Source organism: Rathayibacter sp. VKM Ac-2801 (assembly GCF_009834245.1).
GTDB lineage: Bacteria > Actinomycetota > Actinomycetes > Actinomycetales > Microbacteriaceae > Rathayibacter.
On sequence record NZ_CP047183.1, the window covers coordinates 2,972,354 to 2,985,662 of the forward strand.

Here is a 13,309-nt window from a genome sequence, read left to right on the forward strand (position 1 = left end):
CGACCGCGCGCCCGGTCGGGCCGCGGTGATGTGTCGCTCCGGCGCTGTGAGCGCTGTCGGGAGCGGGTGGAGGTGTGCGGGACGGGGCCGGGCGGGGCCGCTCTCAGCGGGCGGAGCCGTCCGTGCGGCGCGCTCTCGCGCACCGACCGTCCCGTCCATTCTGCCAGCGTTCCCCGGGTCGCGGGTCCAGGAGGCGGGATCCGGCCCTCGCAGGCGCTCAGGCGCGCGCGTCCTCCGGGGCCCAGGCAGCCTCCTCCGCCGCGCGGAGCACGCGCAGGGTGTTGCGTCCGGCCAGGTCGAGCACCTCCGCGTCGCTCCAGCCGCGGTCGGCCAGCTCGGCGAGCAGGCGCGGGTAGCCCGAGACGTCGCCGAGCCCCTCGGGCAGGTCCGCGACGCCGTCGAAGTCGCTGCCGAGGCCGACGTGCCGGGATCCGACGGCCTCGCGGGCGGCGTCGACGTGGTCGGCGACCTGCGCGACGGTGACGAGCGGCGCCGGGTGCGCGCGGCGCCACTGCTCGAAGGCGGCGAGCGCGAGGGGCTCGGCCACCGGGAACGCGGCCCGGTTGGCGCGGGCGGCGTCCTCGGGCGCCTCGGCGGGGCGGGGGGCGCGGGGCCAGGGCATCGACGTGGTGATCCCGAGCTCGGCGCGGGCGGCGTCGGCCTCGGCCGACCAGTCGGCGAAGGCGCGCGAGACGAACTGCGCGACGAAGGCGATCTGCAGCACTCCTCCGTTCGCGGCGAGCGCCGCGAGAGCCCGGGCGGAGACGTTGCGCGGGTGCGCGGCGACGTCCGCGACTCCGGAGTGGGAATAGAGGACGGGAGCGGAGGAGGCGGCCAGCGCGGCGAGCTGGGTGCGCTCGGAGGTGTGCGAGAGGTCGACGACCACGCCGAGCCGGTTCAGCTCGCGGACGACGGCCACCCCGTCGGCCGTCAGCCCGCCCTCGACCGGGGTGCCGGTGGCGGCCTCCGCCCAGTCGAGCGAGCTGTTGTGCGTGAGCGTCATCATCCGGACGCCCAGCCGGGCGAGCATCCGGAGCACGCCGAGGGAGGAGGCGACGGAGTGGCCGCCCTCGATCCCGAGGAAGGAGGCGATCCGGCCGGAGGCGACCGCCTGCTCCGCCTCCCGCACGGTGGTCACGATGCGGAGGTCGCCCGGGTGGGCGGCGGCGAACCGGTACGCGGCGTCGATCTGCTCCAGCGTCGCGGCGACCGCGTCGCCCTCGCTCTGCAGCGCCGAGACGAAGACCGACCAGACCTGCGCCGAGACGCCTCCCGCGCGCAGCCGCGGCAAGTCGGTGTGGAACTCCGGGCGGGGCCGGTCGAAGCCCTCGACGCGGTACCCCTCGTAGCGCCGCAGCCCGCAGAGCAGGTCGTTGTGCGTGTCGAGCAGCACCTCTCCCTCGAGGAGCCGGCGGAGGCGCTCGGCGCTCACGCGTCGCCGTCGGTCGGGATCGGCCCGACGCCGCGCCAGCGGGAGAACACCAGGGTCGTGTAGGTGTCGGCGACCACCGGGTCGGAGGTGACGCAGTCGAGGACGAAGTCGCTCAGCTCGTCGGGGCTCGCGGCGACCACCTCGATCAGGTAGTCGTCCTCGCCCGCCACCAGCCACAGGTTCACCACCTGGGGCAACTTCGACATCGCCTCGGCGAAGCGGGCGTTCTCGGCACGCGAGTGCTCGCGCAGCTGCACGCGGAGGATCGCGCGGATGCCCTTGCCGAGCAGGCGGGCGTCGACCTCGGCGTGGAAGCCCGAGATGACTCCGCTCTCGATCAGCGCCCGCACCCGGGCCAGGGAGGAGGAGGGTGCGAGGCCGATCCGGTCGGCCAGCTCCTTGTTCGGGATGCGCCCGTCCTGCACCAGGACGTTGATGATCGCGCGGTCGACCTCGTCGAGCCGGACCGGCCTAATTATGTTCGGCAACGGAGACGCCTTTCGCCGGTGTGAGCCGCTTCTGTGCGGCGAGGGTGGGAATCGCTGTACAGAATACAGACCATTTGCCTCAAAGGGCATCGACGTGCAGACTTTCTGCGAGATCACCGAATGTCTGCGCCAGTCCCCTCGATGACGCCGCACCCTCCCGACTCCCCCGAGTCTCCCGATGCACCACACACGAAGGGGTACCTCCTCCCATGAAACGGCTCCCGAAGCTCCTGATGGCGGCGGTCGCGATGACCGCGGCCGTCGGCCTGCTGTCCGCCTGCGGCACCGACTCGACGTCGTCGAGCCAGGCCGGCACGTCCTCCCACGTCCTCACCGTCGGCAAGCTGCTCCCCCTGCAGGCCGTCGATCCTCACAAGGTGAACGACGGCATGTCGAACGAGGTGCTCACCGCCGTCTTCGACGGCCTCTACACGCTCGACGCCGACGGCCAGATCGATCCGCTGATGGCGGAGAGCGTCGAGAAGTCCGACGACGGCCTGACCTACACCTTCACGATCCGCGACGCGTCGTGGAGCAACGGCACGCCGGTCACCGCGCAGGACTTCGAGTACTCGTGGAAGCGCCTGGTGAACCCGGCCACCGCGGCTCCGAACAGCAACGAGGCGGTCGCCGCCGGCATCAAGAACGCGAACGAGATCGTCAACGAGGGGATGGACTACACCCAGCTCGGCGTCACGGCGCTGGACGACAAGACCCTGCAGGTGCAGCTCGCCGCGGACGTGCCCTACTTCCAGGCGCTGCTGGTGCGGCCCGCGTTCCTCCCGGTGAACCAGGCCTACCTCGAGAGCGTGGGCGACACCTACGGCCAGACCCCCGAGACGACGATCTACAACGGTCCCTTCGTCTGGGACTCGTGGGACTTCGCGAACAACTTCTCGGTCGCCAAGAACGCCGACTACTGGAACGCCTCCGGCATCGACCTGGACGCGATCAAGTGGCAGGTGGTCAAGGACTCGCAGACCGCGGCGCTCCTCCAGGAGAGCGGCGACCTCGACTTCACCGAGATCTCGGGAAGCCTGATCGACCGCTACACCGACTCCCCCGAGCTGACCACGGCGCTCGAGGTGCACATGTGGTACTTCTACCCCAACCTCCAGAACCCGGCGCTCGCGAACGAGGACGTCCGGACCGCGCTCGCCACCTCCTTCGACAAGGAGGCGCTCGCCGACGAGGTCCTGAAGAACGGCGCGCAGCCGGCCGACTACTTCGTCGGGCAGAACCTCGCGGTCGGACCCGACGGGAAGCAGTTCCGCGACACCGGCGGCAGCTACCTCGCCTACGACCTCGACGCGGCGCAGGCCGCCTGGACGAAGGGCCTCGCCGCCCTGGGCACGGACTCCGTGAGCCTCAAGCTCTCGTACTGGGACGACGAGGCCTCGATCGCGCAGGCCGAGTACGTCGCCTCGCAGTGGGAGGCCAACCTGCCCGGCCTGAGCATCGAGCTCACCAGCCAGCCCAAGGCGACGGCGAACGAGCAGGCCACGGCCGGCGACTTCGACCTCTACCTCTTCCGCTGGGGTCCCGACTACAAGGACCCGATGGCGTTCCTGGAGCTGCTGTCCTCCACCTCCGCCCGCGACTTCGGAGGCTATGCGAACCCGGAGTACGACTCGATCATCGCCGCGGCCCGGACCGCCGACATGCTCTCCCAGCCGGAGGCGCGCTGGCAGAGCCTGCACGACGCCGAGGACATCCTGATGGGCGACGTGGCGGTGATCCCGACCGTGCAGAACGGCATCGCGATGCTGATCAACCCGGCCGTGCAGGGCATGGAGGTCCGCAACGTGAGCCTGACCTGGAACTACCGCCTCGTCACGAAGGACGACTGATGCGGACCACCCCCCGAGAGGAGACGGCACGATGACCGCGACGAGGACCCTGCGCGAGCTGATGGAGTCCGGGAGCGTCCTGGCCCCCTGCGTCTTCGACTGCTCCTCCGCCCGTGCGGTCGAGCTGGCCGGCTTCGAGGCGATGCTGCTGAGCGGATCGGAGGTGTCGATGTCGATGAAGGGCATCCCCGACCTCGGGCTGCTCTCCCTGGAGGAGCTCCTCTGGGCGGTGGAGCGGATCGTCGACATGTCGCCGCTGCCGCTCGCCGTCGACATCGAGGACGGCTTCGGAGCCAGCCCCCTGCAGGTCTACGAGACCTGCAGGCGGGTGGCCAAGGCCGGCGCGATGGCGGTGCTGATGGAGGACGAGTTCGAGCCCGGCTACGCCCGGGACGTCTCGGCCGACAACATGATCCCCCGCGAGGAGTACTACGCGAAGGTGCGGGCCGCCGTCCGCGCCGTCGAGGGCACCGACTGCATGGTCATCGCGCGCAGCAACTACGGCAGCGCGGACCTGGAGGAGGGCATCCAGCGGATGATCGACTGCGTCGCCCTCGGAGCGCACGCGACGGTCGTGGTCAACGTCACGACCCTCGCGGACGCCGCCGAGGTGGCCCGCCGGGTGCCGGGGCTGAAGATGTTCGCCGACATCAACGCCAAGCGCGGCCTCGAGCAGATGTCGTTCGCGCAGCTGGCGGAGCTGGGCTTCCAGCTGGTCACGATGCACTTCACGATGAAGGCGTCCATGGCCGGGATGATCGAGGCCGGCCGGGCGAACCTCGCCGAGATGGGCAACACCTACTCGAACGAGCTGATGCCGGAGGAGTACCCGGGCCACAGCGGCATGGCGTTCTTCGCCGCGCAGGAGCTGCTCGACCTCGAGTCGGAGTTCTCGGGCCGCGTCCAGTCGTTCAACGACCCGCGGACCGTGCACGCGGCCCCGGCCGCCTGAGCGACCGCACCACCGGAGGGCCGTCCGCCCGCGCCTCGAGCGCGGCGGGCGGCCCTCGCGTCGTGCGCGGGGCGCGGGGAGCGCGGCGCCGAACATCGTTCGGCCGAGAGCACCCTGTGCCGCACGCCGCCGAATCCGCTTCGGCAGCAGCGGCGCTTAGGCGTCTCTGTTCGGTCGACTTGCCGCTCGTCCGCGTTCTATGCAGACTTGAGCCACTACCACCGAACGACCGAGGCTCCGAAGCCGGATCAACGAAAGAGACTCACTCCCATGACTGAACTGGCACAGACGAGCGGAACCGCCACGATCGGCTCCTCTCAGCCCGACTTCGTCGAGATCGACGGCTTCACGCTCACGATCGAGGACATCGCCCTCGTCGCCCGCGGGCTCTCGGACGGCACGTTCCCCGAGGTCGTCCTCAGCGACGAGGCCCGTCGGGTCACGAACGAGGCGCGCGCCTACGTCGACGAGCACTTCCTCGCCCCCGACGCCCCCGCCATCTACGGCATCAACACCGGGCTCGGCCGGCTGATGGACGTCCGCGTCCCCGCCGAGGACCAGGCCCGCTTCCAGCGCCTGGTCATCAACTCCCACTCGGCCGGAGTCGGCGAGCCGCTCCCCCTCGACGAGACCCGCGCGCTCCTGCTGCTGCGCACCAACGCGATCGCCAAGGGCATGTCGGGCGTGCGGATCGAGTGCATCGACCGCCTCATCGCGATGCTCAACGCCGACGTCCTCCCGGTCATCCCGGGCCAGGGCTCGGTCGGCGCCTCGGGCGACCTCGCCCCGCTCGCGCACATGGTCAGCGTGATGGTCGGCCACGAGAAGGCCGAGGCCTACCACCGCGGCGTGCGGATGCCCGCCGTCGAGGCCCTCACGGCGGCCGGGCTCGCCACGGAGTTCGAGCTCAAGCCCAAGGACGTCCTCGCCCTGATCAACGGCTCGACCATCTCGCTCGCCACCGCCTGCCTCGCCCTCCACGACGCGTGGAGCCTCACCCGCCAGGCGGACGTGGCCCTCTCGCTCTCGCTCGAGGCGATCCGCGGCGAGCTCGACGCGTTCGACGAGCGCATCCACCTCGCCCGCAACGCCCCCGGCCAGGTCGACGTCGCCGCGAACGTCCGCGCCCTCACCGCGGGCAGCGAGCGCACCGTCGAGGAGGCGCGCCGCCTCCGCCTCCCGGACGAGCAGCGCGTCGGCGGCGTCTACAAGCCGCGCGTGCAGGACGCCTACTCGCTCCGCTGCGCGCCGCAGGTGCACGGCACGACCCGCGAGTCGCTCTTGTTCGCGCAGACCCTGCTGGTGCGCGAGGCCAACGCCGCGACCGACAACCCCCTCGTACTCTCCGATGGGAAGGGCGGCTACGACGTCCTCTCCGGCGGCAACTTCCACGGCGAGCCGATCGGAGTCGCGGCCGACCTCATCGCGATCGCGGTCGCCGAGATCGGCGCCATCTCGGAGCGCCGCTCGTTCCGCCTCACCGACCCCAACCTCAGCTACGGCCTGCCGCTCAACCTCGTCGGCGGCCAGCTCGGCCTCAACACCGGCTTCTCGATCGTGCACTGCGCGGCGGCGGCCATCGCCTCCGAGAACAAGGTTCTCTGCTTCCCCTCCGTCGTCGACTCGATCCCGACCAAGGCGAACCAGGAGGACCACGTCTCGATGTGCACCTTCTCCTCGCGGAAGGCGCGCAGCATCATCCACAACACGCAGGTGATCCTCGGAGTGGAGTTCATCCTCGCCACCCAGGGCATCGACCTCGCGTCGCCGCACCTGGAGGACCGGGCTCTCGGCGAGGGCAGCACGGCCGCCTACGAGGCGGTCCGCTCGATCGTCCCGATGACCCGCGAGGACATCTACCAGTCGGAGCAGATGATCAACGCGCAGGCGATGGTCGTGCTCGGCACCGTCCTCACCGCCGTCGAGGCGCGCATCGGAGCCGTGCGGTGACCGCGGGCGGGACGGTCGTCCACGGCCGCGTCGTCACGCCGGGCGCCGTGATCGAGGACGGGGCGGTGGTCGTCGAGGACGGCCGCATCGCCGCCGTGCTCGACGGACGCGAGGCGGCCCGGGCCCTCGCGGAGGCCTCGGTCGTGATCGGCGGCGCGGGGATGCTCGTCCTGCCCGGCGCGGTCGACGCGCACGTCCACGCCTTCTCGGAGCCGGCCGAGACGTTCACCGGCGCGACCTCGGCCGCCGCGGCGGGCGGGGTGACCACGATCCTCGACATGCCCTACGACGCGGGCAGCCCGGTGAACACGGCCGCCGCTGTCGTCGCCAAGCGCGAGCGCCTCGAGCGCGAGGCCGTCGTCGACGTCGCCCTGCACGGCACGGTCCGCCCCGGGGACGGCGCGCGGGACGTGGCCGGGATGATCGACGAGGGCGTCTGCGGCTTCAAGGTCTCGCTGTTCGAGACCGACCCGATCCGCTTCCCCCGCATCCCCTCCGACCAGCTGCTCGAGGCCTTCGCGATCATGGCCGAGCGCGGCGTCCGCGTCGGCGTGCACGCGGAGGACGGCGAGATCATCGGCGCGCTCGTCGCGGCGGCGAGGGCCGCGGGCCGCACCGCCCCCCTCGACCACGTCCGCAGCCGCCCGCCCGTGTCCGAGACCTCCTCGGTGGCGCTCGGACTCGAGCTCGCCTCGGCGGCCGGCGTGCCGTTCCACATCTTCCACGCGAGCCTCCCCGGCACCGTCGAGCTCGTGACGGCGAGCGCCGCCCGCGGCCTCGACACGACGCTGGAGACCTGCCCGCACTACCTCGTCCTCACGGAGGACGACATGGAGCGCCTCGGCGCCCTCGGCAAGATCAATCCGCCGTTGCGCACAGCCGAGCACGCCCGCGGGATGTGGGAGGCGCTCGCCGACGGCCGCATCGGCCTGGTGACCTCCGACCACGCGCCATGGCCGCTGGCGAAGAAGAGCGCCGACGTGATCTTCGACAACGCTTCGGGTGCGCCCGGCGTGCAGACCCTGCTGCCGATCGTGATCGGCGCCGGCTACCTCGGCGGCCGCCTCTCGCTGCTGCGCGCCGCCGAGGTCCTCGCGACGAACCCCGCCCGCGCGTTCGGCCTCGGGCACCGCAAGGGCGCGATCGAGGCGGGCCTGGACGCGGACTTCGCCGTCGTCGACCCGTCCGGCACCACCGTGATCGACGACACCCCGATGCTCTCGACCGCCACCTGGAGCCCCTACGCGGGGATGTCCTTCCCCGGCCGCCTCGAGACCACCGTCGTCCGCGGCACCCCCGTCTTCAGCCGGGCCGAGGGCCTGCTCGCGGAACCGGGCGACGGACGCTTCGTCGCGAGGGCCGCCTGATGGGCGAGCAGTCCCTCCGCGCCTTCGTCGACGCGCTGCCCGCCGAGGAGCTCGTCACCGTCGAGCGCACCGTCGACGCCCGCTTCGAGCTGGCCGGCGTGCTCGCGCTCCTGGACCGCGGCCCGGCCGTGCGCCTGACCGCGGTCGCCGGCTCGGCCCACCCGGTCGTCGGCAACGTGCTCTCCAGCCGCGAGCGGATCGCCCGCGCCGTCGGCTGCCGGGTCGACGAGCTGCTCGACCGGCTCACCGCCGCGGTCGCCGACCGCACCCCGGTGCGCGTGGTCGAGGACGCTCCGGTGCAGGCCGTGCGCCTGCCCGCCGCGTCCGTGTGGGAGGAGGTCGTCGCTCCGGTCTGGTTCGAGAAGGACTCCGGCGGCTACCTCACCGCCGGGCTCATCGTGGCGTTCGACCCGGTGACCGGGCACCGCAACGCCTCCTACGCGCGGATCAAGCCGCTCGACGCGACCACCGGCTTCGTCGGGATCGCACCGAACCACCACCTCACCGCGCTCTCGCGCTCGGCCGCGGCCGTCGGCGGCCTCCCGGTCGCCGTGGTCCTCGGCGCGCACCCGGCCGTGCAGCTCGCCGCCTGCTGCTACCTCGCCCTGGGCGACGACGAGCTGGAGCACGCCGCCCACCTGCTCGGCGAGGAGGTGCGGGTCGCGCGGGCCACGACGAGCGACGTGCTCGTCCCCGCGGACGCCGAGATCGTGATCGAGGGGATCCTCCACGCCGACCGGCCGGTGCACGAGGGCCTCGTGAACGAGTACCACGGCATGTACGAGGACTACGGCGACGGGATCACCCTCGAGGTCACCGCCGTGACCCGCCGCGAGTCCCCCGAGGTCCAGGTGATCCTGCCCGGCCTCTCCTCGGAGCACAGCTACATCGCGGCGCTGCCCATCGCCGCCGGCATCAGGCACGCGCTGCGGAACGTCGGCTGCGACATCGTCGACGTGGCTGTCACGCACTCCGGCGGCGGTCGGGTCGACGTGGTGGTCTCGATCGCGAACGGCCGCCCGGGCACCGCCAAGCGCGTGATGTTCGGCGCGTTCGCGGCCGTCAGCATGGTCAAGCAGGTCACCGTCGTCGACTCCGACGTGGACGCCTGGGACCCGGAGCACGTGCACTGGGCCCGGACGAGCCGGATGCGCTGGGACCGCGACCTGATGCTGGTCGACGGGGTCGCCACCGACCGCAACGTGCCGATGCAGGTCGGCGGCACCGTGACGAAGGTCGGGATGGACGCGACCCGCAAGGAGGGCGACCGCGCCCTCGGCGCCGAGCTGGCCGTCCCGCCCGCCGACGTCCTCCGCCGCGTGCGCGACGCCCTCGTCGCCGACGGGATCGCCCTCCGCCCCGCCGTCGTCGTGCACGGCTCCCTGGCCGACGACCGGGAGGACCCGCGATGACCCCCGACGTGCGCTTCCCCGACACCGACCGGCTGGCCCTCGACCTCGACGAGATCGCCGGCCTCGTCGACTCCTCGCGCCCCGGCTGGAGCCGCGTGGCGATGACGGAGGTCGACACCGACTCCCGCCATTGGGTCGCCGAGCGGATGCGCTCCGCGGGCCTGGAGGTCCGGATCGACGGGATCGGCAACGTGATCGGCACCCTCGCCGGCACGGGAGCCGCCCGCCGCGCGATCGTGATCGGCTCGCACACCGACACGGTGGACGGCGGCGGGCGCTACGACGGCATCGTCGGCGTGCTGGGCGCGATCGAGGTGGCGCGCCTGCTGCAGGAGTCGGGGATCCGGCTCCACCACGACCTGCGCGTCGTCGACTTCTACAACGAGGAGGCCAACCGCTTCGAGCTCTCCTGCCTGGGCAGCCGCGCGCTGGCCGGCTCCCTCACGGGCGAGCACCTCTCGGCGACCGACGACACCGGGCGCACCCTCGGCGCCGCCCTCGAGGCCGCCGGCTGGTCCGACCCGCTCTCGGGCACCCGCTGGAGCCCCGACGAGGTGCTCGGCTTCCTCGAGCTGCACATCGAGCAGGGACCGGTCCTCGAGCGCGAGGGGCTGCCGCTGGGAGTCGTCACCTCGATCGCGGGCATCTCGCGGTTCCGCACCCTCTTCTCGGGCCGCCGCGACCACGCGGGCACCATGCCGATGGCGCTGCGGCACGACGCCGGCTGCGCCGCGGCCGGAGTGGTCCTCGCGGTCGAGCGCATCGCCTCCCGGGCCGCGGAGGCGGTCGGCACCGTCGGCTCCGTCACCTTCACCCCGGAGGCGACCAGCGTCGTCACCGAGAGCGCCCTGGTCACCGCGGAGTTCCGCAGCCCCGACCCCGGCTGGTTCACCCTCGCCCGCGAGCAGATCGCCGAGGCGGCGGCCTCCGAGGCGGCGGCGCGCGGCCTCGGCCACGAGGTGACCTGGCTGCCCTGGGAGCGCCCGACGGCCATCGACCCCCGCCTCGCGGACGGCATCGGCCGCTCCATCGAGCGCCTCGGCCACCCCGCCGCCCGCCTCTACAGCGGAGCCGGGCACGACGGGGTGCAGATGGCGAGACTGGGACCCATCGGCATGATCTTCATCCCCTCGCAGGACGGCCGCAGCCACTGCCCGGAGGAGTACACCGGGATCACGGACATCGCGGTGGGCGTGCACGCGCTCGCGCAGTCCGTCCTCACCCTCGACAAGGAAGGCCTCGCATGAACCGCACCCGCCAGGAGCCCCCCGGCCGCGTGATCGTCGCCATCACCGGCGCCTCCGGAGTCGGCATCGGGGTCCGCATCCTCGAGCTGCTGCGGATGGATCCGGGGCTGCGCAGCGACGTCATCGTCTCGAAGGCGGGCGCGATGACGCTCGACCAGGAGTGCGGCCTCACCCAGAAGCAGGTGGAGGCGCTCGCCGACACGGCGCACCGGCCCGCGCACATCGGCGCCTCCATCGCGTCGGGGTCCACGCCCGCCACGGCGATGGTGATCGCTCCCTGCACGATCAAGACCCTGAGCGGCATCGCGTACGGCCTCGCCGACAACCTGATCACGCGGGCGGCCGACGTCTGCCTCAAGGAGGGCGTGCCGACGCTCCTGATGGTGCGGGAGTCGCCGCTGCACCGCGGCCACCTCGCCGCGATGGACGCGGTGGCCCGCTCGGGCGGCATCATCGCCCCGCCGGTCCCCGCCTTCTACACGCGGCCCGCCTCGGTGGAGGAGATCATCGACTCCCTCGCCCGCCGCGCCCTGGTGCGCGTGGGGCTGACCCAGTTCCACGCCCGCTCCTGGGCCGGCATCCCCGAGGACGGCGAGCGCGCCGTGCTCGCCGAGGGGTCGAGCCGGTGACGAAGTACGTCGCCACCCGGCTGCTCACCTCGGTCTTCACGATCGTCGCGATCGCGATCGTGATGTTCGCGCTGCTGCAGCTGCTCCCGGGCTCGCCCTTCAACAGCGAGAAGCTCGACGCGGTGCAGAAGGCGCTCCTCACGCAGAAGTACGGGCTCGACGAGCCGGTGCTCCTGCGGCTGGGCACCTACCTGGTGAACCTCGCCCGCGGCGACTTCGGCATCTCGTACAACCTCATCCCGGACTTCCCCGTCTCGGAGATGCTCGGCAGCCGCCTGCCCGTCACGATCCGCATCGGCCTCCAGGCCCTCGTCCTCGGCGTGGTGCTGGGCCTGCTGATCGGCATCGTCTCGGCGATCCGGCCGCGCGGCTGGTTCGACAACCTCTCGACGTTCGTCTCGGTGATCGCGTTCAGCGTCCCCTCGTTCGTGATCGCGCTGCTGCTGGTCTACTTCGTCGGCTTCGAGTGGAAGCTGCTGCCGATCCGGTACTCCGAGTCGGACCCCTTCACCTCGAGCGTCCTGCCGACGATCTCGCTCGCCGCCTACGTGATGGCGGTGACCGCCCGCTACGCCCGCTCCGAGATGCTCGACTGCCTCGAGAGCGACTACATCCTCCTGGCGAAGGCGAAGGGCATCGGCCCGTCCAAGGTGATCGGCCGCCACGCGCTGCGCAACACCCTGGTCTCGATCATCACGGTGCTCTCGCCGCTGCTGATCGGGCTGATCACCGGCTCCGTCGTCATCGAGCAGATCTTCGGAGCGCCGGGCCTGGGCCAGCTGCTGCTCACGGCGATCCAGAACGTCGACTACAACATCGTCATCGCGATCAGCCTCGTCTACAGCATCATCTACATCCTCGTGATGCTGCTCGTCGACGTGCTCTACGGACTGATCGACCCCCGCATCCGACTGGCAGGACAGGCAGCATGAGCGACCGCGTCTCCCCCACGGCCGGCCTCGACGCCGGCGTCCCGCCCGAGGGGCTGCGCCTGGTCTCGCCGGGCAACCGGCCCGCCGACCCGCCGACCACCTCGACCCGCATCATCCGCGGCGGCGGCCGCGACATCGCCCGGCGCTTCCGCGGCAACTGGCCGGCGATGGTCGGCCTGGTGCTGCTGGTGGTCATCGTCGTGCTGAGCCTGGTGGTCCCCTTCTTCCCCGCGGCCGGAGGAGGAGCGGACGTCGGCTCGCGCTTCCTCCCGCCGCGCGTGCCGCTGCTCGAGGGCCTCGGGATCCTCGACGGCACCCGCGACGGCCGGGACGCGTACGCCGCGGCGGGCCTGCCGCCCGGCACCTACTTCCTCTTCGGCACCGACGAGCTGGGCCGCGACGTGTGGTCGCGGGTCTGGAGCGGCACCCGCGTCTCGCTCCTGATCGCCGTGATCGCCTTCGCGATCGACGTGGTCATCGGCATGACCTACGGCCTGGTCTCGGGCTACTTCGGCGGTCGCACCGACTCGGCGATGCAGCGCGTGGTCGAGGTGCTCTCCGGCATCCCGCAGCTGGTGATCGTGACGCTCTTCGTGGTCGCCGTCGGGCCGGGCATCGGCGCGATCGTCTTCGGCCTGCTGCTGAGCAACTGGCTCGCGATGAGCCGCGTCAGCCGCGCGCAGGCGCTGCGCCAGAAGACCGAGGAGTACGTGCTCGCCTCGCGCACCCTCGGAGCGCGGGACAGCCGGATCGTGTTCGTCGAGATCCTCCCGAACATCATCGGCCCGATCGTGACGATGAGCATGTTCTCGATCCCGTCGGCGATCTTCACCGAGTCGTACCTGTCGTTCGTGGGTCTGGGCGTCCAGGCGCCGATGGCCTCGCTCGGCTCGCTCGTCAGCGTCGGCTACAAGTCGTTCCTCTCCTACCCGTTCCTCGTGATCGTCCCCGTGGTCGTCCTGGGCCTGCTCATGGTGGCGTTCACGCTCGTCGCCGACGGGCTGAAAGAGGCCACCGATCCGCGACTGTCCCACTCGAGAGGCCACTGAC

At 71.9% G+C, this 13,309-nt stretch carries 11 protein-coding genes; 9 read left to right on the forward strand and 2 right to left on the reverse strand.

Annotation, left to right across the window (positions count from 1 at the left end):
- Nucleotides 1-217 precede the first annotated feature (217 nt).
- Nucleotides 218-1,432, reverse strand: coding sequence for a dipeptidase (locus GSU45_RS13910; RefSeq protein WP_159915747.1), 1,215 nt, complete (start codon nucleotides 1,430-1,432; stop codon nucleotides 218-220).
- Entirely contained in the window at nucleotides 1,429-1,920 is a 492-nt protein-coding gene (locus GSU45_RS13915) for an Lrp/AsnC family transcriptional regulator (protein ID WP_208543437.1), read from the reverse strand. The genes GSU45_RS13910 and GSU45_RS13915 overlap by 4 nt, the downstream gene beginning before the upstream one ends.
- 209 nt (nucleotides 1,921-2,129) lie before the next feature.
- Here GSU45_RS13915 and GSU45_RS13920 point away from each other — a divergent pair, with 209 nt between their 5' ends.
- From GSU45_RS13920 to GSU45_RS13960, 9 genes are all read left to right on the forward strand, one after another.
- Nucleotides 2,130-3,770 carry a peptide ABC transporter substrate-binding protein gene (locus GSU45_RS13920; RefSeq protein ID WP_159915749.1) on the forward strand — a complete coding sequence of 547 codons (1,641 nt, stop codon included), beginning with the start codon at nucleotides 2,130-2,132 and terminating at the stop codon, nucleotides 3,768-3,770.
- A 31-nt stretch (nucleotides 3,771-3,801) separates the two neighbouring features.
- Complete coding sequence (locus tag GSU45_RS13925; RefSeq protein ID WP_159915751.1) at nucleotides 3,802-4,722, forward strand: isocitrate lyase/PEP mutase family protein; 921 nt, start codon at nucleotides 3,802-3,804, stop codon at nucleotides 4,720-4,722.
- 270 nt (nucleotides 4,723-4,992) lie between these two features.
- Nucleotides 4,993-6,672 carry a histidine ammonia-lyase gene (locus GSU45_RS13930; protein ID WP_159915753.1) on the forward strand — a complete coding sequence of 560 codons (1,680 nt, stop codon included), beginning with the start codon at nucleotides 4,993-4,995 and terminating at the stop codon, nucleotides 6,670-6,672.
- Nucleotides 6,669-8,039: a dihydroorotase family protein gene (locus tag GSU45_RS13935; RefSeq protein ID WP_159915755.1), complete on the forward strand. Its 1,371-nt coding sequence runs from the start codon at nucleotides 6,669-6,671 to the stop codon at nucleotides 8,037-8,039. Before GSU45_RS13930 ends, GSU45_RS13935 begins: the two co-directional genes overlap by 4 nt.
- Nucleotides 8,039-9,451, forward strand: a complete 1,413-nt coding sequence (locus GSU45_RS13940; protein ID WP_159915757.1) for a UbiD family decarboxylase — start codon at nucleotides 8,039-8,041, stop codon at nucleotides 9,449-9,451. Before GSU45_RS13935 ends, GSU45_RS13940 begins: the two co-directional genes overlap by 1 nt.
- Nucleotides 9,448-10,698 (forward strand): M20 family metallo-hydrolase, encoded by a 1,251-nt coding sequence (locus tag GSU45_RS13945; protein ID WP_159915759.1) that lies wholly within the window; start codon nucleotides 9,448-9,450, stop codon nucleotides 10,696-10,698. Before GSU45_RS13940 ends, GSU45_RS13945 begins: the two co-directional genes overlap by 4 nt.
- A complete protein-coding gene (locus tag GSU45_RS13950) occupies nucleotides 10,695-11,327 on the forward strand; it encodes a UbiX family flavin prenyltransferase (RefSeq protein ID WP_104238809.1) in 633 nt (210 codons plus the stop codon). Before GSU45_RS13945 ends, GSU45_RS13950 begins: the two co-directional genes overlap by 4 nt.
- Nucleotides 11,324-12,259, forward strand: coding sequence for an ABC transporter permease (locus GSU45_RS13955; protein WP_104238808.1), 936 nt, complete (start codon nucleotides 11,324-11,326; stop codon nucleotides 12,257-12,259). The genes GSU45_RS13950 and GSU45_RS13955 overlap by 4 nt, the downstream gene beginning before the upstream one ends.
- Nucleotides 12,256-13,308 (forward strand): ABC transporter permease, encoded by a 1,053-nt coding sequence (locus GSU45_RS13960; RefSeq protein WP_159915761.1) that lies wholly within the window; start codon nucleotides 12,256-12,258, stop codon nucleotides 13,306-13,308. Before GSU45_RS13955 ends, GSU45_RS13960 begins: the two co-directional genes overlap by 4 nt.
- Nucleotide 13,309 lies beyond the last annotated feature (1 nt).

Excerpts from the sequence above, each read along its gene's own strand:
- GSU45_RS13920 (WP_159915749.1), top strand. The coding sequence starts at position 2,130 with ATGAAACGGCTCCCGAAGCTCCTGATGGCGGCGGTCGCGATGACCGCG.
- GSU45_RS13945 (WP_159915759.1), top strand. The coding sequence starts at position 9,448 with ATGACCCCCGACGTGCGCTTCCCCGACACCGACCGGCTGGCCCTCGAC.
- GSU45_RS13925 (WP_159915751.1), top strand. The coding sequence starts at position 3,802 with ATGACCGCGACGAGGACCCTGCGCGAGCTGATGGAGTCCGGGAGCGTC.
- GSU45_RS13960 (WP_159915761.1), top strand. The coding sequence starts at position 12,256 with ATGAGCGACCGCGTCTCCCCCACGGCCGGCCTCGACGCCGGCGTCCCG.
- GSU45_RS13940 (WP_159915757.1), top strand. The coding sequence starts at position 8,039 with ATGGGCGAGCAGTCCCTCCGCGCCTTCGTCGACGCGCTGCCCGCCGAG.
- GSU45_RS13930 (WP_159915753.1), top strand. The coding sequence starts at position 4,993 with ATGACTGAACTGGCACAGACGAGCGGAACCGCCACGATCGGCTCCTCT.
- GSU45_RS13950 (WP_104238809.1), top strand. The coding sequence starts at position 10,695 with ATGAACCGCACCCGCCAGGAGCCCCCCGGCCGCGTGATCGTCGCCATC.